This is a genomic window from uncultured Aliiroseovarius sp., from assembly GCF_947497285.1.
In the GTDB taxonomy this organism is placed as follows: Bacteria; Pseudomonadota; Alphaproteobacteria; order Rhodobacterales; family Rhodobacteraceae; genus Aliiroseovarius.
The window spans coordinates 65,683-83,845 of the sequence record NZ_CANMFT010000008.1; the positions used below are offsets into that span (position 1 = coordinate 65,683).

Consider the following 18,163-nt stretch of genomic DNA (forward strand, 5'->3'; position numbering starts at 1 on the left):
GAGTAGGTTAATTTACTTCACGTTGCTTTCGGAGGTTCAAACACAGGCATGAGATCCACCAGATCCGACAGGATAACCTGTTTTCCGGCATGTTCGAAATTCACCGTGATCTTGCCCCCGATATTGGACTGCACCTGTCCCAGACCCCAATCGGGTTTCTCGGGGTGACGCACCAGCATGCCCGGCTCCAGCAATGATCCCATTCCCATCCTGTCCTCCTATTCAAGGCGACCCCATGACACAGCATAACCGCGACCTGACGGCGCTTATCGGTTCCCGCATCTGCCACGACCTTATCAGCCCTTTGGGGGCGATCGGCAATGGTGTTGAGCTTTTGCAGCTTTCCGGAATGGCTGACAGCCCGGAAATGGCGCTGATTGCGGAAAGCGTGACCAATGCCAACCTGCGCATCCGATATTTCCGCGTGGCCTTCGGGGCGGCTCCAGATGATCAGTTGATCGCGGACGGCGAAATTCGCAGCATCCTCGCCCCCGGTGTCGATGGCCGCAAGATCGAGGTGGACTGGACACCGGAAGGCAGCCAACCCCGCGCCTGTGTCAAACTGGCCTTCCTGATCCTGCAATGCTTTGAAAGCGCGATGCCCTGGGGGGGGCGGATCAGCGTCCGGCGTGACGGGGATCATTGGACGATCCGGGGCGTGGCCGACAAACTGAAGCTGGACCCGGACCTTTGGGCCTTGTTAAGCACCCCACAGGGCGACGCGGATGTGCCCCCGGCCCAGGTGCATTTTGCCCTGATCGCACCGGAACTGGCGCGCCAGAACCGAGCCGCCGGGGTGACGCTGTCGGATCATTCGATCAACGTCGAGTTTTGAACACAATCACGCGCGGGTCGTCCCGTCGCCTTCGACCAGATACTTGAACGAGGTGAGCTGCGCCGCCCCCACCGGCCCGCGCGCATGCATCTTGCCGGTGGCGATCCCGATCTCGGCCCCCATGCCGAACTCGCCCCCATCGGCAAACTGGGTCGAGGCATTGCGCATCAAGATTGCGCTGTCGAGCCGGGTAAAGAACCGTTCGGCGGTCGCATCGTTCTCGGTCAGGATCGCGTCGGTGTGCGAGGATGAATAGCGGTTGATGTGGCTAATCGCGCCGTCTACGTCATCAACCACCCGCGCGGCGATGATGCTGTCCAAAAACTCCTTGCCCCAGTCATCCTCGGTGGCGGCAAGCGTGCCGGTCAGCCCCTCGCCCGCGTGAACCTCGACCCCGGCCGCCATCAAATCGTCCAGCACCTTTTGACCAAGCGCAACCGCGTCCTTGTGGATCAGCAAACACTCTGCCGCGCCACAAATCCCAGTCCGTCGTGTCTTGGCATTCATCACCACACGCGCGGTTTTGTCGGGGTCGGCGTCCTTGTCGATATAGACATGCACGATGCCTTCCAGATGAGCAAACACCGGCACACGCGCCTCGCGCTGCACCAAGCCAACAAGACCTTTGCCACCGCGCGGCACGATCACGTCGATATAATCGGTCATGGTCAGCATCTGGCTGACTGCCGCCCGGTCACGGGTCGGCACACGCTGGATAGCATCTTCGGGAAGATCGGCGGCCCGCAGCCCGTCCTGCAAACACGCGTGGATCAGACCCGCAGAATGGAAGCTTTCCGACCCGCCGCGCAGGATCACGGCATTGCCCGCTTTCAAGCAAAGCGCCCCCGCATCCGCCGTCACGTTCGGGCGGCTTTCATAGATCACGCCAATGACGCCCAACGGTGTGCGCACACGCTTGATGTGCAGGCCCGAGGGACGATCCCATTCTTCCAGAACTTCGCCCACCGGATCGGCCTGCCCCGCCACGGCGCGAAGGCCGTCACACATCCCTTTGATGCGATCCTCGTCCAACATCAGACGGTCCATCATCGCAGGCGACAGTCCTTTGTCGCGGCCAAAGGCCATGTCTTTTTCATTGGCCGCGATGATCTCGGCCCGCCGGTCCCAACAGGCATCCGCCGCCGCCAGCAGTGCTTTTTCTTTGGCCTCGGCAGGCGCGAAGGCAAGCACCTTGGCCGCATCACGCGCGCGGCGTCCGATCTTTGTCATCATGGCCTTGATGTCTTCGCTCATTGGTCTGTCTCCAATATTCATGCTTTTGGCCGCTACAGCGCCATGTCGTCGCGATGGATCAGGGCTGCACGGCCCGGATAGCCCAGAATGGCCTCGATCTGGTCGGATCGCTTGCCCTGAATGGCGCGCGCTTCTTCGGCGGTATAGCGGCTGAGCCCCGCGCCCAGATGGGTGCCATCGGTGCTGTGAATTTCGACCGGGTCCCCGCGTTGGAAGCTTCCGCGCACTTGGGCCACACCTGCGGGCAACAGCGATTTCCCGGACTTGAGCGCCGCCACGGCACCCGTATCAACCACCACCGCCCCGCGTGATTTCATCGAAGCAATCCAGTGTTTGCGCGCCGCTTTCGGGTCCGTGCGGGCGGTGAACAAGGTGGACGCCGCCCCCCCAGCTAAAGCGGTCAGCGGGGACATACGTGACCCCAGCGTGATCGTCATATCGCACCCCGCGCCCGTCGCGGTTTTCGCCGCCATCACCTTGGTTTTCATGCCGCCTTTGGACAGTCCCGTTCCGGCATCACCCGCCATCGCCTCAATCTCGGACGTGATGGTGTCAATCACGTCATAACGCGTGGCCGAGGGATCATCCTTTGGGTTGCCGGAATAAAATCCGTCCACATCGGACAGAAGCACCAGGTGGTCCGCGCCGACCGTGACGGCCACCTGAGCGGCCAGGCGGTCATTGTCGCCAAAGCGGATTTCATCCGTCGCGACCGTGTCGTTTTCGTTCACGATGGGCACAACGCCCAGTGACAACAGCGTCTCCAACGTCGCGCGGGTGTTCAGGTAACGACGGCGATCCGCGCTGTCTTCCAGCGTCACAAGCACCTGTGCGGTGGTCGCGCCCAAGGGGGCCAAAGCCTCTTCATAGGCGCGCGCCAGCCGGATTTGCCCGACTGCGGCAGCCGCTTGTGATTGCTCCAGAGACAAGGTGCCAGCCGGCAAGCCCAGCACGCCGCGCCCCAATGCGATGGACCCGGACGAGACCAGCACAACATCCGCCCCGCGCGCCTTCAGCGCCGCCACATCAGTGGCCAGAGACTGCAACCAATCAGACTTCAACGCGCCCGTTTTGGCGTCGACCAAAAGCGCCGAGCCGATCTTGACGACGATTCGTTTGGCGTCTGTCAGGGCCGCCACGTCTCTTCCTCCTCTACGGGTTTCTGGCGGATGCGGTCCTCGGAGATCTCTTTGCGAAGCGCGCGCAGAACCTCGACGGTGCCTTGCTGGGCGACGCCGGACATCAGCATGACAGGCCCGGCAACGGCCTCAAGTGCTTTGCGTTTTTCTTCCCGTTCTTCATCGTCCAGCGCGTCAATCTTGTTCAGGACTGTCACGCGCGGCTTGCCGCCCAAAATGTCGCCATAGGCTTCGATCTCGGTGAGGATGGTCTGCCAATCTTCGACAACATCCTCGGACGTGCCATCCACAAGATGCAATAGAACCGAGCAACGTTCGACGTGCCCAAGGAACAGATCGCCTAGGCCTCGCCCCTCGCTTGCCCCTTCGATCAGACCCGGAATATCCGCGACGACAAATTCGGCGTTGTCCACGCCAACCACACCCAGATTAGGGTGCAGCGTCGTAAATGGATAATCCGCAATCTTCGGTCGCGCGTTCGATGTGGCCGCCAGAAAGGTCGATTTGCCCGCGTTGGGCAGACCCAACAGGCCCACATCCGCGATCAACTTCAGGCGCAGCCAGATGGTGCGCTCGACCCCTTCTTGCCCCGGATTGGCGCGGCGTGGTGCGCGGTTGGTCGAGCTGGTGAAATGCAGGTTGCCAAAGCCGCCATTGCCCCCCTTGGCCAGCACGAAGCGCTGCCCGACTTCGGTCATGTCGGCGATCACGGTTTCTTGGTCTTCGTCCAAGATCTCGGTCCCGACGGGCACGCGCAACACGATGTCGTCACCATCCGGGCCGGTGCGTTGTTTGCCCATGCCGGGGCGTCCGTTGCCCGCGAAGAAGTGCTGTTGATAGCGGAAATCGATCAGCGTGTTCAGACCATCGACCACTTCGACGATCACATCGCCGCCGCGTCCACCATCACCCCCATCAGGGCCACCATATTCGATGTATTTCTCGCGCCGAAACGACACGCAGCCGCCGCCGCCGGAGCCCGAGCGGATATAGACCTTTGCGAGATCGAGAAACTTCATGGGGCATGCGCCTTTTCTTGTTGTGACACTGGCGATAGAGGGAAATGAGCCGAGGCTCAAGAGTTGAGGGCCGTTTGGGGCGTTATCAAACCCGCGTAAGTGGCGGTCGTGGCAATTGGAAGCAACGAAGCGGAAAATCACCGCCGCGCGCTTTGCATGTGCCTATCGTTGGCTCGACCTCGTGAAAGCCCAGCTTATCAAGAACCCGCACCGATGCGGGATTGTCGTCATATGCCGAGGCTTTAATCACGTCCCAGTCATATTGCGCCCAGACATGGTCCAGCAGCGCACGCGCCATTTCGGTCGCAAACCCTTGGCCCCAATGGGCGCGCGCAAACATATAGCCAAGTTCAGGCCCGTCATCATACATCGACAGCGCGCCCATGATCCCGACGATTTCGCCTTTGCAAAGCACCGGCCCCGCCATGCCATGCGCCGCGTTGATCGGAACGCACCGTGTTTTGGTGTAGGCGCGATCGGCGGGCCACGGCCAACTTGACGTCATCCGCACCACCTCGAAATCAGAGACGACGGCGTGGAAACCCTCAAGGTCGGTGGATTGCGCGCGACGCATCATCAACCGGTCGGTGACAAGCCGCGTCATCATCGAGATGCCGCCCACATGTCACGGGTCAATTCAGCCTTAACAAGTTTGACTTCAATACCTTGCGAGACGCAATTAACATCTTCGACGACACCCGTGTCACGAAATCCTAGCCTGTGCAGCACAGACTTGGACGCCACGTTTCCTTCGAAATACCCGGACCCGATTTGGTCGATATCCTGCTGCTGAAAGGCCCAGTTGACCAGCGCCAACGCAGCTTCGCCCATCACCCCGCGCCCTTGGTGGGCACGACCCAGCCAATAGCCAAGCGTCGGGTCCAGACCGACCACACCCAGCACCTGACCCGCCTCTTCAATTGCCAATCCACCCAGCGGCGAGGTGTCGGCAAGATGCGCGAGGAACCCGTTGAAATCTGTCAACGTGTAAGGATGGGGAACAACCGTCAGCCAGCGCGCCACCTCGTAATCATCGAGCAGGCGCACCACCGCTTCTCCGTCCGCAAGCCTTAGAGGACGGAGCGAGAACCGCTCCGTTCTGATATTGATTTCACGTGACATGGCAATGCGTTACACCATCTTCCTGATGTAGGTCCAGGTAGGCACATTGGTGTTGCGTGCCACCGAATGGCTTTCGGCGTCGCCAATATATTCAAACCCTGCATGGGTCAGCACCCGCGCCGAGGCCGGGCTGTCCTGAAACACCTCGGCAAAGATCGAGCTGTTATCTTGCGGGTTGGCCGCCACAAGCGCCTGCACGGCTTCGGACGCGATCCCCGCGTTCCAGAACGCTGGCGCGACCCAATAGCCAAGCTGCGACTGGCCGCGATCCAAGTGGTTCAGGCTGATCACACCCAACACCTCGCGTTGATCGCCCTGCGCGCCGTCCATGACCCAGACGTCTTCCGTGCGGGCAGGATCCAGGGCGCGTTCGACAAAGGCTTCGGTGACGCCGTCCGGCAAGGGATGTGGGATCGATCGCGACCCGCGCGCGACCCGTTCGTCACCCGCATAGAGCGAGATCATACCCGTATCAGACCGGCGCACCGGGCGCAGGACGAAACGATCCGCCTGAATGCGGGGTTGTGTCAGAATCTGTTCATGCTTCACGGCTTTCCCTCCTCTGAAAAGCGCAAGATGCACTGACCTTCATCAGCCCATGGGCCCCTCATACCTAACGATATGGCGGGGTTTACGACCAAAATGTGAAATCCTCGTGAAGGGCAGATAGTCACTTGATACAAAAAGAAAAGGGGCCGGCTATCACAGCCGGCCCCTGGTTTTTCACAACCTTGTCAGGTTCGGCTTACTCAGCGGCCTCCGCGACCGGGAGAACCGAAATAAAGGTGCGGCCCTTCAGGCCCTTGTGGAACTGGACATGCCCTTCGGCAGTCGCGAAGATCGTGTGATCCTTGCCCATGCCCACATTGGCGCCCGGCCACATTTTGGTGCCGCGCTGACGCACGATGATGTTGCCTGGGATGACCGACTGACCACCGAAAATCTTGACGCCAAGACGACGACCGGCTGAGTCGCGGCCGTTACGGGATGAACCGCCTGCTTTTTTATGTGCCATGCTATCTCTCCTTAGCTCAGATTAGGCCAGTGTCTTGGCCTGCTCAACCCACTCGGGCTTAACCTTGACGGCTTCAAAGCTGTCAACGTCAACGGCCGCAAGTTGGGCGAAGGTGGTGATGCCAGCGTCGGCCAGCTTCTTGGCGGCGGCCGGGCCGACACCAGTGATTGCGGTCAGATCGTCTGCTGCGGCGGCTTCCGCTTTTGCGGCTTTCGCAGGTGCGGCTTTCTTCGGAGCGGCTTTCTTGGCCGGAGCAGCCGCAACAGCTGCGCCACCCGAAACCGAACCTGCACCGATGGCAGCTTTCACGCCCGATTTGTCGGCACCCTTTTCAAGGATGTCCGTCACGCGCAAGAGCGTCAGTTGCTGACGGTGACCCTTGGTGCGCTTCGAGCTGTGCTTACGGCGACGCTTCACGAAGTGAATGACTTTTTCGCCTTTGATCTGGTCGATGATTTCAGCCTGCACGCCAGCACCGGCAACGGTGGGGGTGCCGACGGTTGCACCAACCATCAGAATCTCATTGAACTGGACTGTTTCGCCAGCATCAGCTGCCAGCTTTTCGACACGCAGAACGTCCCCAGCTTGGACCTTATACTGCTTGCCGCCGGTTTTCAAAACCGCAAACATTTGATCTTCCTTCATATTCCGCGTCCTGTGGCCCCGGAAAAACCGGTGTTTGACGAAGGGATGATCCCTTCACTTGCCTCGAACGGCGCGCCCCGATGGGCAAAGTTAAAGCTCCCACACGGGAAATTCCCGGTAAGAGTGGCGGCTTATCGGGTGATTTCGCCCATAAGTCAAGACGGTTTCCGGACTTTTCCGGCAGTTTCGCCAAGGGTCGAACGGGGCATCGAACCGGGGGATCGTGCAGGCGTTACGTCGCGAATTGAGAGGTGACCGCGCGCGGTGCACACCCCCTTGCAGGCTTGAGCGGGACATATTAGGCCAAGTAGGTGCTTGTCCACACAGGACATGCGCCAAATCACGCGACGTAAAGACCCCGAGGAACCCGTCATGCTGCCCCTGAACACCAACCAGATCCCTGCCATGTTCAACCGGGCCATCGGGCTGGCACGGTCCGGCAAACCACATGACGCGCTGGATGTTTTGGCCAAGCTGCGCAAACTTGCCCCCAAGCGGGCTGAGATCCCCTTCCATATGGGACAAATCCACCTGAAGCTGGGCCAGAACCAAGAGGCGACAGATCTGTTGGCGCAGGCCGTTCAACTGGCCCCGGGCGAACTGACTGTCTGGCGCGCCTATGCTGCGGCCGTCACAGCACTTGGAAGCTCGCGCGCACGTGGCGAGGCCCGCAAGCTGTTGAAATCCGCCAAGCTGCCTGCGGCAGAGCGCAAGGCCATCGCGCAGGCTTTCGCCGCCAATCAAACCAGCAGCACGCGCCAGTCCAGCAAAGTCTCGCCCTCAGAGATCGAGGCGCTGGTCTCGGGTGTGAATGCCGGTCGCATCGCCGAGGTCGAGGCCGAAGCCCGCGCGCTGATCGCCAGCCGCGGCAAGAGCGAGATCCTGTCCACCATTCATGGCGCTGCATTGGCGCAACTGGGCCAGTTGCAAGACGCCGAGGCCGCCTTCAAGACCGCGCTTTCCATCGACCCGGATTACGGCGAAGCCGCCGCGCAGCTAGGTCAACTTTTGCTGGCCCAGAACCGCCGCGCCGAAGCCAAGACCCACCTGCTGCACGCGCGTCGACTGATCCCGCATAACCCGATTGTGCTGGGCAATCTGGGCAAGCTCTACAACGATATCAACGCGCCGCGTCATGCAAAGGACTGCCTTGACCTCTTGCTGAAGCAAGACCCAGACAATCGCCTTGCGTTGTTGATCCGGGCGCAGGCCGCGCTGTCGCTGGAAGAGGCCGCACAGGCGCAGGCCAATCTTGATCACCTCGAAACCCTGGCACCGGCTACCGGCGAGACACTTGCGCTTGGCGCGGTTGCGCGCAAGCTGTTGGGCGACGACGACAGCGCGCGCGCGATGATCGACGCGGCCTTGAAAAAAGACCCCGACAGCCTGCGCGTTGTCACCATTGCAGCCAACATGCTGCACCAAAGCGGCGCGTTTGACGAAGCGGATCGCTTGCTGCGTGACGCGCTTGCACGTGGGGTGCGGTCGGGCGCGATCTACAGGATGCTGACGCAAGGCAAGAGACTGCCTCTGGAAGACCCTGTCGTGGCTGAGATGCAGAACCTCTGGGACCGCCCCGACCTGCCCGATGACAGTCGCATGGACCTTGGCTACGGGCTGGTCAAAGTCATGGAGGACGCCAAGGACTATGACGCCGCATGGACCTATCTGGATCGATCCAACCAGATCATGCGCCAGCATTACCCGCATGACGCAGAGAAGGCCCAACGCGACTTCGACCGGTTCCATGCGTTTTTGAAGGGGTTTGATCGCGACCGGATCGGAACGGTCGGTTTTCAGGACAACCAGACGATCTTCATCACCGGCCTGCCCCGGTCCGGCACGACCTTGGTCGAACAGATCTTGGCCAGCCACTCGACCGTCACGGGCGGTGACGAGTTGGGGATCTTCCACCCGATGGCATTCGAAGCCGTGGCAACCACAGACAAGACCGGTGGCACCATTGCCGACATGACCCCCGCGCAGCTTGACCAATTGGGGCGCGCCTATCAGGCGGCCATCGACACACGGCTTCCGGACGCGGACCGGATCACGGACAAAACCATTTCGACCTATCAGATTGCCCCCTTGGCGTGGCTGGCGTTGCCCAATGCCAAGATTGTCGCGCTGCGCCGCGATCCGCGCGACAACCTGTGGTCGATGCTCAAGAACCGCTTCGTGGCGGGGCTGCATCTGTATACCTATTCGCAGACTGATCTTGTCGACACCTACCGGCTGTATACCGAATACCTTGCCCTATGGCGCAAGATGGCACCGGATCGGATCTACGAAATCGAATACGAAGCGCTGGTCGCCAACCCCGAACAGGAGGTGCGCAAACTGCTTGCCTTTTGCGACCTTGACTGGGAAGACGCCTGCCTGAATTTCCACCAGACGGACCGCGAGGTCAAAACCCTGTCGCTGGCGCAAGTGCGCCAACCGCTTTACAGCTCGTCAGTTGGAAAATGGCGTCGTTATGCGCCCCATCTGAAGGACATGATCGAGGGGTTGAAAGGTCTGGAGGGCGTGCCGGAGGACTGACCGGCCTCTGCGACGGACCCTTGATCAAAGTATGGGCAAGCGCGCGGGTCTATAGCTCTTGCTGGCTGCTGAATTCGCCAACCGCGCGCCCCAGATCCGCGGATATCCGCAGATACATCTTATCAAACGCCGCAAAGATCGCATGGTTCAGCGCCTGCCCCGCATCGGTTTCCGAAAACGCGACATAGGCATCCAGAACCTCTTCGGACACGGGGTCGTAGGCGGTGGTCAGAAAGGCAAACAGCCATTCCGATGTGTCTTGGCGAATTTCCACCTCTTCGGCCCAGACTTCGGCCAGGATCTGCTGATCTGTCATCCGTTCAGCGGCAACCGGATGGGCGTCCGTCATGGCCCTGAGAAACGCATAGTTTGAATTGAGCGCCCCAACCACGTTGCGTTCGATCAGGTCGTTGACCTCGACGAAGTGAAGGATCGCGTCCTCATGGGCGGTCAGTGCCAGACCGTTCAGCCATGCGCTGCGCGCCCGGTCTTCTACATCAGCATCCAAAAAGGCGCGCCGGACCGACACCTCCAACACGACGACGTTCTGCACCGACTGCGCGGAATAGAAGTCGCACAACGCATCCAGATGGGTGGGGTTCAGGGCCGCCAGCATCTCGCGCTGCAGGTCACGCTGCAAGCGGTCCATCTCGTAGATTTGTTCAAGCCGCTGCGTCCACGCCTGCCCGCCGGGCCGCCCCAACAAGTCAACGTCAGAGGCCAGCGCAAGGGTGAAGCCTTCTTCGCGCATGATGACAACAAGGTCGTCCAGATGCAGAAGGCTCCAAAGTCGTTCAAAGTCCTGCGGCACGGTCTGCGCGCCACCATGCGTGGGCGTCGCACTTTGGGGACCCGCCACGCCGGGATGGGTCAGCCCAAGTCCGATGGCAAATGCAACCGCTGCGACCTTCACCACAAAGAGGCGCAGCCAACAGATCACAATTCCTGCTCCGGGCTCAGGTCAGCCAGCCGGCTTGCAAGTGCCTCATACCGATCAGCCATGATCTGGTATTGGACCGCGTTCAGGATCTCATAGACCTGCCCCATTTGCGGGTCTTGCAGTGCCGACAGATAATCGATCAGTTCGCTGTCCGTCAGGTCGCGATAGGCATAAGCGTTTGAAATCAGGGTGTTCACTTCGATCCCTTCGCGCATCTGCCCGGCTTGTTCCATCAGCATCAGGCGCAGATCCTCTTCGCTGATGTCGAAATCACTCGCCCCGGCCGCGACCGCCGCCATCAGATAGCGCACCTGTATCTCCACGATCGAGCGGATTGCGGTCTCGGTCGACCCGATGGCGTCACTCATCGCGCGAAACAAGTCGACACGGATGCTGCCCTCATCAATCAGTTTGCCGGCCAGCGTCTCTCCCTCGGCGTATTTTTTCTCGTCATCGGCCATGTGGCTTTCATTTTCCACCGCGACGACACGCTGCCCCAGATCGCTGCCGTAAAAATCCACCCCGTGGTCCAGCAAAGGATCGGGCATGACGGCTGCCAGCATTTCGACCGCGTCGTCAATCATCTCGTCTGGATCGAAGATCTCTTCGGCCAGCATGGTCCATTGCTTGCCGAACACCTCTGGGTCTTCGCCAGTCAGGGCCGGGCCCGCCATTGCGCCCAACTGGATCGAGGCGATGGCCACATCAAACCCTGTGACCTTCAGGAATTCCCTGATCTTCCCGTCCTCAGCCGCCTGCGCCCCCGATACGGTCCAGACCAGTGTAAATAGAACGGCAAAGAAAGGGGCTAATCTGTTAAGTCTCATAGGCTTAGTCGTCCTTTCGGAACTTTGATGCATCCGCAGACTAGACTTGACACCCCGGACTGCCAAGCCCTGCCCGGTCACGAAAGTGACAGTCGGCGGGGAAATGAGCAAAAAAATGGGTTGCACTAGTTGCGCGGTCGAATTATCCCCCCTCAAGACCCCCGCGGAGAGGTGCCGGAGTGGTCGAACGGGGCGGTCTCGAAAACCGTTGTGGGTGCAAGCCTACCCAGGGTTCGAATCCCTGTCTCTCCGCCACTTACCTTTGTAAGTATCTGTTATTAAATAGAATTTTAGCTCAACTAAATCAAGATCCCCCAAACCATCCCCCAGGATGACTCTTGTGTGTTTGGTGGCATTGGATTGGGAATGAAGCCTGGACAACTCTGCGAGACAGTAAATCCCGGCCCATTCCGGACTTCAAGGCCAATGCTGGATCCTGCAGTGGCAGCCCGCAAAGCGGACATTCGTTTAGGCTATAGCCATGCTCTCCTCGCGGCCCGATGCCATCAATTCCATTCCGGCACCGGACCATCCTCAAAAAGATAAGCGAACAGCCGCTGAAGGTAGGCATAGAGCTCATCGTCACTCGCAAACTCAATATCGACCTTCTCTTCATAAACTAGAGCATTTAACTGCCGCGAGATTAGGACGTGCTCAAAGTTGCGCTTCAGGCGTTCAGACCACTCGGATTTTTCTGCGGTGACCTGTCGTAGTTTGCCTGGGTCATATGTGTTGCCGATCATATCATCCAACCGAGTGCGACCCGCACGCAGGGCGTTTAAAGCTGCTGTCGGCCGCAAGCGGGTCAGGTTGATCCCGAGCTTTGCGGCCCCCGCCGTGAAGGCGGTCCCACCAAGAAGAACCGACGCATCAAGGTAGGCCGCGTCTTCGTAGGCGCGCAGCAAGGCCTCTTCACTGGTCAGGCCCAGGCGGTGTTCAATGTCAAGCAAACGAAGCTCAGCGTGCTGCGCCTCGAACTAGGCGACCGCCTCCTCGGCGGTCTGCTCGGCCGTTTCACGGTCCAGTTCCGCCAATCGCTCCAGCGCATCAAGGATATTCTGGCGCGCGGTCAGCCGCTCCTGTTCTTCCTCTTCTGTGCTGACACCAAACAGACGCCGGTATCCGAGATAGGAAAAAAGGAGCACATCATAGAGGCCAGTGACTGTGCCAACCAATGCGTCCCCACCGGCACTGGCGAGACCTCTGCCTTGTGCATCCGATATGCGATCCGTCAGGTCCGGCGACACCGGACGGCCTGTCAGAATAATTTGACCGTTGATGATGGCCGGTTCTGCGTAGCATCGGCAGTTGTGCGCTTCACCCGGCAAACCATCCGGAAAGCCGTGATCCCGCGGAAATACGCGGTCATCCCGCTCGGCATGGCTGGACCGGACCTTTGAATTGTCCGCTGACCACTAGATGTAATGTGTGACGCCCGCTGCCCGTTGCCGTGCTTCATTCAATTTGTTCTCAATCCGACGCAACAGCCAAGCTTCCGTCGCTGCGATGTCCACTTCGATCAGAGACGCTATCTCGGCCCTGTTATGCCGGTTCTTCGAGAAGGTCGAGTGATCCGGAACCCGATCAGCTAGGTCGAGCCGGCAAAACCAGCGATACGCGAGGTTCAAATGCACCTCCTCGCAGAGGCGTCGCACGGACCGGATACCGAAACAGTAGCCGACCAGGAGCATGCGGATCTGCAGTTCGGGATCGGCAGACGGACGGCTGGTGTGACTGTAAAAACCCGCAAGATGGGCGCGGATGCTGCTCAGGTCGACGAACCGATCGATGGATCGCAGCAGTTGATCTTGGGGGACGTGATCCTCCAGTGAGAACTCGTAAAACAGCGCCGCTTGTGCTTCTTGTTGCGGTCCCAACATCGCCAAACCTCCCCTCAACTACAGGAATTGAATCAGCAAGCCAGACCCCGATCAAGGACGAGTTTTTCAACGAAATAAGCCCATAGTTACGGATGCTGCACTATGTATGAATGGCAGCAGACTGCAAAGTTTTGGCAAAAGTTCGCAGTATTGCCTTCTTTTGGCACTAACGATGTAAACGGCGGATGTGTGCAAGTGCTGCCGAATGAACACGGCATACACTCCAATACTTAAGCGTCAGATATCATCACCGGACGGGGTTTCATCTGACGTCCAGCCATATTTGCGCAACCATGCCTCGGTATAGGCAATATCTTCGTGCGTGTGGATGTCGATGCTGCCGGAATTTGGAACGCCCTTGATCCGTTGCCCCATGAAGTCCCAAGGTTGCTGACCTTGTGCTTCGGGACCGAAACAGGATGAAACCCTGAGCACCCAAAACGTGTGGTCGATAAACAGCGCCGGTTCGAGATCTTGCCGGTTTGTCGAGATTGGGCCTTCGGTTTCCAAAAACGGCACCAGATTTCCATCCGGGCCAGCCTTCTTGGTGCGCAGGGGGTGATATTCATTTCGTTCTTCGACCGTGACCACGGAATCGAGTTCGGGGTTGTCGATAAGTTGCTGGATGCAATGATCCACCAGACCCGGGCGATGCGTGCCGACGTTGCAAAGAAACACGACCAGAATCTCGGGCTTTTTCCCTTCCGCTTCAAGCACGGACAGTGCATGCGCGAGGGCATCTTTGTGCTGAGAGGTTGGCAGCGCAAGTTCTTCGGGGCGGTCGATGATCTTCAATCCCATCTCACGCCCAACGTCTTTCAGCTTCTCGCCATCGGTGGACAGGTAGACTTCGTCAATCAATTTCGATTGATTTGCCATCAAGGCCGCGTAACTCATCAAGGGGCGTCCCAAGACTTCGATGACATTTTTGTCGGGGATGGAGACACTTCCCCCGCGTCCAGTCAAAAGTCCAACAATCATCGTTTTCTCCTGTCTTTTTTCAATCGCATCATGACCTGTTTCCGGGGCATGTTGAACGGCTGATTTTACTTAAATTGGCGAAGGCTTTCGCCCAGATGCTTAGGTTCCAGTATTGTTTGATGCCGGTCCTCAGGCAGTTTCGCCCATTGCTCTGCGTCGCCATACCCATAGGCTGCATGCAACACGGTCATTGCCGTGCAAGTTTCATATAGCTCCAGCGGGGCTTTCGCTTGATCCTCGATCAAGACGAACTTCTGCTGCAAGCCACCATTGGCTTTCAGGATGCGACCAATCTGTTGCGACTTTCCAAGCCCGACATTGTCATACAATCCGTTGAAATCACGAGAGTAAATTTTCTGCTCGTCAAATGGAAGGTTGGCCATTTTCAGGAAAGAAATCACAGCGGCCTTGTCCCGGGCTGTGCAAATATAGGTGTCGAACAATTCTGTGGAATCCCGCATCGCCTCGACCGCTTCGTTATAGGCGGTAAACAACGTAACATAGCGATTTTCGAGCAGGTATTGCAGGTCGCGGCGCGTGCCATAAAATGTGGTGTTGAACTTGCGGGATTTATCTTCATCCACCAAGACATCAAAGGCTTCCCAATACGCCTTGGACGAAGAAAAGTGGCGATTTGAGCGCACGAAATATTCGATCTGATAGAGGTAATCCTTCCCGTCCACGACATAGGGACGGTACGGTCGCAATGCTTCGGTCAGCGCGTCGACTTCTCCACTTTCCAGCGTTGTTTCCACAACATGCCGAGAAAGCGCTGGAAGGGTCCCCTCAAGCAATTGCATGGCAAAATGACTGACGGTTGCACACTCATACAGCGAGTTGCATACGACTCCGTCAAAATCCCAGATGCAAATCATGATGTTCCCTCCGGTGCCACATTATTCAACAGGATTGGTAGGGCCGCGATGCATTTTTCAGTCGCTCCGGCATGCGTCTGCAAGAAATCGCGTGTGGCGTTGGTGAACTTCAGCGCATCCCAACGGTCGGCAAGAAAATCGAGGGTGAAGGTCTCCAACTCTTCTATTGTTTCGCATTGCGTCAGAACACCAGCTTCGATCGCTTCCACCGATGGATATTCGATGTTCCAGGTATAGGGGCCCACGACCACTGGTTTGCCCAGCAGCAGCGGCTCAATCACATTGTGGGATCCGCGCGGATGGAAGCTTCTGCCAACCACAACCATATCTGATAGGGCAAGATAGAAGAACATTTCACCAAGTGAGTTGCCGACAATCACTTCGATATCGTCAAGCGTCAGATTTTCTTTCTCTGAAAGGTCTGCATCCAGCCAATCGCTGCGCGCACAGGCCCGCAGGCCATAGCTATTCAAACTTTGGGTCAGTCCAGAAAAACGCTCGGGTTCGCGCGGGACATAGATGAAAAGAGGTTTGGTTTCAGTATCCTCAACGCGCTCCAGCATATGTTTCATATAGCTGAAGTGAAGATCCTCTTCTTCCGCGACCGCGCTGGTCAGTGCAATGACTTTGCGATTGGCAAATCCGGCCGACGCCTTAAGCTCATTGGCTGCTGCCAGATGATGTTTTGGCACGGGTTGGTCAAAACGAAGCTCGCCGGTGACGGCGATGTTCTTGATGCCCACTGCATGAAAGCGATCCTTGTGAAGGCTCGATTTCACCATCATGCCAGAAAGCTCACGCATGACGCCGGAACGTATGCCAAAAAGCTTTCGGTCCAATTCAACGCTCCGGCTTGAAAACAGGCCATTGCATAGAAAAAGAGGCACCCTCCGCCTGCGGCTTGCTGAAATCATGCGTGGCCAGATGTCGGCCTCGACGATAAGCCCGTATTTCGGGGCAAAAGCTTTAAAAAACCGTGAGAACACCCAATCGAACTCGAAGGGTACATAAACAGCTTTCAACCGTCCCGTTGCCATATCTTCTGCAAACAGTGACTGGGACGTGCGCCGCCCTGCAGGAGTGAAGTGGGTAATGATCACCCTTTCCCCCTGTGCAAGCAGCGCCCGGACTAGGGGTGCTACAGCAATGGTCTCGCCCATAGATACGGCATGAATCCAAACTGATGAGGACATGCCGAGATCCTGATATGAACCAAAACGCTCGGCCAGATGCTCTCTATATTCCCGGTCCTTGCGGCCGCGCAGGAACAAATATCCAAGAGCAAATGGAAATAACAGAACCCAGATCAAGGTGTATAATATATGAGTGAGATACAGCTTAATTGCGGGTCTTGATTTTTTCATCTTATGGATTTGCCAGCCTCGTTTAACATAGGGCCGTGAAGGATTGTTGGCTCATTATCAGGTTTTTTTCGTTGCGGACAGTCGAGAAATCAAGTCCTCCACTATTGATCAAGCGGGGATTCATTCCCGCGATGAAGGATCCCAACAACAAGCCAATATAAGTTTGGGACGAAACACTCTCTCTTCTTGGCAGGCAGCTGGATGCGGTTTTGGCTTTGTTGGGCCGGATGCAGGAAAAATTGCAAGTCTATCCTGAAGCACAACGCAACGAGATTCATTTGATCATTAACGTTTTCGACGGCCGCACGGGAGTAGTGAGGACGTCCGGATCAATCTCTGCTTCCATCTGAGCAATGACCGCCTCGATATCCTCGAACTCGCCATTCGAATCCAAACGAGTGAGCATCCATACAAGCCCGCAGAGTTGTCGATTTACCGATGGATCCAGCACATAGGGGCCCATTGGAAGGTTTGTGCTTAGGCTCCACTCACGGCGGCAAAGGACAGCAATGCTTTCCTTGCCACGCAACCCCGCCACGACAATGCGGATCTTCTCTTCCGATGAATAGGTTTGCCGCGTTTTGCGGCGGCTATTCTTGACCACCTTGTCGGCAGCGTCTTTCGATGTGGCAGGCTTCCTCGTCATCTCGATCTCCTAATCGTTAAGATGAACAAGAAATCCTGCCTTATTTGATCCTCCCCCACTGAAATGGTCCTCCGCTATGTTTAGGAAAACGGAGCAAACACATGGCCAACAAGCGACCAAAGCCGGAAGAGACTGTCACGAAGCTACGGCAGGTTGAGGTTCTGACGGGGCAAGGGGTGCCACGTCTGGATGCGATCCGGCAGATTGGTGTGACTGAACAAACGTATTACCGCTGGAAGAAGAAGTACGGTGGAATGGGCACGGACCAATTGAAGGAACTGAAGCGCCTGCAGAAAGAGAATGAGCGATTACGCAAGGCTGTTTCTGATCTAACGCTGGACAAGCTTATCTTGGCGGAGGCTGCAAAGGGAAACTTCTAAGCCCCGCTCGTCGCCGTGCTTGCATTGATCGTGTTCGTGCTGAGCTGAATGTCTCGGAATGCCGCGCTTGTCGCGTTCTGAGACAACACCGATCCACGCAGCGCAAATTGCCCACCGGTCGCCCGGATGAAGACAGGTTGGTGGCGGACATGATCGAGCTGACCCGGCAAAATGGCCGATACGGTTATCGTCGGATCGCCGCTTTGCTGAGAGATGCTGGCTGGCATGTAAACGAAAAACGGGTCGAAAGGCGATGAGGAAGACGCAGACGAAAATGCCGCCAAGAAAAAAGCGGTGCTGGACATTCTTGGTTCCGAGGCAAGACTGCGCAGCAAACGCGACCTCATCGAGGAATTCATAGAGTCCTACATGCCGCAGATGCGATCTGTTGATGAAACCAGAGATACCTTTAATGACTACTGGGAGCGCAAGCGATCCGAGGCTTTTGAAAGGATCTGTCGAGAGGAAGACCTGGATGCGGAGGCATTCAGCGCACTCATTGAGGCCTACCAGTTCTCCGATAAGGAGCCCTTGTCCGATGATGTCATGAGCATAGTGAAGACACCCCCGAGCATTCTAAAGCGCAAGAGTATTGCCCGCAGAATTGTCGACAAAATGGTGAGCCACTTGGTAACCTTCAATGAGCAGATGGGTGATATCGGCGACGCTTAGGCTACTTTGAGTTATTAACAACTGAACA

18 protein-coding genes, 1 tRNA gene and 4 pseudogenes are annotated in these 18,163 nt (G+C 57.7%); 5 read left to right on the forward strand and 18 right to left on the reverse strand.

Annotated elements, in window-relative coordinates; genetic code table 11:
* Nucleotides 1–17: 17 nt before the first annotated feature.
* The gene (locus Q0864_RS14010) at nucleotides 18–203 is read right to left on the reverse strand and encodes a DUF3553 domain-containing protein (RefSeq protein WP_298571210.1); all 186 of its coding nucleotides are present in this window, start codon (nucleotides 201–203) and stop codon (nucleotides 18–20) included.
* Between the two features lie 32 nt (nucleotides 204–235).
* Between Q0864_RS14010 and Q0864_RS14015 the strand changes: the two genes are divergently transcribed.
* Nucleotides 236–835 (forward strand): histidine phosphotransferase family protein, encoded by a 600-nt coding sequence (locus tag Q0864_RS14015; RefSeq protein WP_298570984.1) that lies wholly within the window; start codon nucleotides 236–238, stop codon nucleotides 833–835.
* A gap of 6 nt (nucleotides 836–841) precedes the next feature.
* On the opposite strand, the gene Q0864_RS14020 is transcribed toward Q0864_RS14015, so the two are convergent.
* The 8 genes from Q0864_RS14020 to Q0864_RS14055 form a co-directional block, all read right to left on the reverse strand.
* Nucleotides 842–2,089: a glutamate-5-semialdehyde dehydrogenase gene (locus tag Q0864_RS14020; protein WP_298570986.1), complete on the reverse strand. Its 1,248-nt coding sequence runs from the start codon at nucleotides 2,087–2,089 to the stop codon at nucleotides 842–844.
* A 32-nt stretch (nucleotides 2,090–2,121) separates the two neighbouring features.
* The gene (gene proB, locus Q0864_RS14025) at nucleotides 2,122–3,228 is read right to left on the reverse strand and encodes a glutamate 5-kinase (protein ID WP_248365012.1); all 1,107 of its coding nucleotides are present in this window, start codon (nucleotides 3,226–3,228) and stop codon (nucleotides 2,122–2,124) included.
* Nucleotides 3,216–4,247, reverse strand: coding sequence for a GTPase ObgE (gene obgE / locus Q0864_RS14030; protein WP_248365013.1), 1,032 nt, complete (start codon nucleotides 4,245–4,247; stop codon nucleotides 3,216–3,218). The genes proB and obgE overlap by 13 nt, the downstream gene beginning before the upstream one ends.
* Nucleotides 4,248–4,332: 85 nt before the next feature.
* Complete coding sequence (locus tag Q0864_RS14035) at nucleotides 4,333–4,854, reverse strand: GNAT family N-acetyltransferase (protein ID WP_298570990.1); 522 nt, start codon at nucleotides 4,852–4,854, stop codon at nucleotides 4,333–4,335.
* Entirely contained in the window at nucleotides 4,851–5,369 is a 519-nt protein-coding gene (locus tag Q0864_RS14040; protein WP_298570992.1) for a GNAT family N-acetyltransferase, read from the reverse strand. Before Q0864_RS14040 ends, Q0864_RS14035 begins: the two co-directional genes overlap by 4 nt.
* Before the next feature lie 9 nt (nucleotides 5,370–5,378).
* Entirely contained in the window at nucleotides 5,379–5,918 is a 540-nt protein-coding gene (locus Q0864_RS14045; protein ID WP_298570994.1) for a GNAT family N-acetyltransferase, read from the reverse strand.
* A gap of 196 nt (nucleotides 5,919–6,114) precedes the next feature.
* The gene (rpmA, locus tag Q0864_RS14050) at nucleotides 6,115–6,384 is read right to left on the reverse strand and encodes a 50S ribosomal protein L27 (RefSeq protein ID WP_298570995.1); all 270 of its coding nucleotides are present in this window, start codon (nucleotides 6,382–6,384) and stop codon (nucleotides 6,115–6,117) included.
* A gap of 21 nt (nucleotides 6,385–6,405) precedes the next feature.
* On the reverse strand, nucleotides 6,406–7,014 hold the full coding sequence (locus Q0864_RS14055) for a 50S ribosomal protein L21 (RefSeq protein ID WP_298571211.1): 609 nt from the start codon (nucleotides 7,012–7,014) through the stop codon (nucleotides 6,406–6,408).
* Nucleotides 7,015–7,401: 387 nt separating this feature from the next.
* On the opposite strand from Q0864_RS14055, the gene Q0864_RS14060 reads away from it, so the two are divergent.
* The gene (locus Q0864_RS14060) at nucleotides 7,402–9,570 is read left to right on the forward strand and encodes a tetratricopeptide repeat-containing sulfotransferase family protein (protein WP_298570996.1); all 2,169 of its coding nucleotides are present in this window, start codon (nucleotides 7,402–7,404) and stop codon (nucleotides 9,568–9,570) included.
* A gap of 49 nt (nucleotides 9,571–9,619) precedes the next feature.
* Here Q0864_RS14060 and Q0864_RS14065 read toward each other — a convergent pair whose 3' ends face one another.
* Nucleotides 9,620–10,510, reverse strand: coding sequence for a hypothetical protein (locus Q0864_RS14065; protein WP_298570998.1), 891 nt, complete (start codon nucleotides 10,508–10,510; stop codon nucleotides 9,620–9,622).
* The gene (locus Q0864_RS14070) at nucleotides 10,507–11,337 is read right to left on the reverse strand and encodes a DUF2059 domain-containing protein (protein WP_298571000.1); all 831 of its coding nucleotides are present in this window, start codon (nucleotides 11,335–11,337) and stop codon (nucleotides 10,507–10,509) included. Before Q0864_RS14070 ends, Q0864_RS14065 begins: the two co-directional genes overlap by 4 nt.
* Before the next feature lie 165 nt (nucleotides 11,338–11,502).
* On the opposite strand from Q0864_RS14070, the gene Q0864_RS14075 reads away from it, so the two are divergent.
* Nucleotides 11,503–11,592 (forward strand) — tRNA-Ser (locus tag Q0864_RS14075).
* A 251-nt stretch (nucleotides 11,593–11,843) separates the two neighbouring features.
* Here the strand turns inward: Q0864_RS14075 and Q0864_RS14080 are convergent.
* The 7 genes and pseudogenes from Q0864_RS14080 to Q0864_RS14110 form a co-directional block, all read right to left on the reverse strand.
* Nucleotides 11,844–12,287, reverse strand: a complete 444-nt coding sequence (locus tag Q0864_RS14080; RefSeq protein ID WP_298571002.1) for a hypothetical protein — start codon at nucleotides 12,285–12,287, stop codon at nucleotides 11,844–11,846.
* Between the two features lie 27 nt (nucleotides 12,288–12,314).
* A complete protein-coding gene (locus Q0864_RS14085; RefSeq protein WP_298571004.1) occupies nucleotides 12,315–12,584 on the reverse strand; it encodes a hypothetical protein in 270 nt (89 codons plus the stop codon).
* Between the two features lie 297 nt (nucleotides 12,585–12,881).
* Nucleotides 12,882–13,217 (reverse strand): annotated as a pseudogene (locus Q0864_RS14090) (transposase); the annotation flags it as partial.
* 237 nt (nucleotides 13,218–13,454) lie between these two features.
* Nucleotides 13,455–14,198 (reverse strand): hypothetical protein, encoded by a 744-nt coding sequence (locus Q0864_RS14095; protein ID WP_298571005.1) that lies wholly within the window; start codon nucleotides 14,196–14,198, stop codon nucleotides 13,455–13,457.
* Nucleotides 14,199–14,263: 65 nt separating this feature from the next.
* The gene (locus Q0864_RS14100; RefSeq protein ID WP_298571006.1) at nucleotides 14,264–15,073 is read right to left on the reverse strand and encodes a hypothetical protein; all 810 of its coding nucleotides are present in this window, start codon (nucleotides 15,071–15,073) and stop codon (nucleotides 14,264–14,266) included.
* The gene (locus tag Q0864_RS14105; protein WP_298571008.1) at nucleotides 15,070–16,437 is read right to left on the reverse strand and encodes a glycosyltransferase N-terminal domain-containing protein; all 1,368 of its coding nucleotides are present in this window, start codon (nucleotides 16,435–16,437) and stop codon (nucleotides 15,070–15,072) included. The genes Q0864_RS14100 and Q0864_RS14105 overlap by 4 nt, the downstream gene beginning before the upstream one ends.
* A 487-nt stretch (nucleotides 16,438–16,924) precedes the next feature.
* Nucleotides 16,925–17,083, reverse strand: a pseudogene (locus Q0864_RS14110) (IS3 family transposase); the annotation flags it as partial.
* Nucleotides 17,084–17,184: 101 nt separating this feature from the next.
* On the opposite strand from Q0864_RS14110, the pseudogene Q0864_RS14115 reads away from it, so the two are divergent.
* Nucleotides 17,185–17,714 (forward strand): annotated as a pseudogene (locus Q0864_RS14115) (transposase); the annotation flags it as partial.
* A 22-nt stretch (nucleotides 17,715–17,736) separates the two neighbouring features.
* Nucleotides 17,737–18,135: pseudogene (locus Q0864_RS14120) on the forward strand (type I restriction endonuclease subunit R); the annotation flags it as partial.
* Between the last annotated feature and the right edge of the window lie 28 nt (nucleotides 18,136–18,163).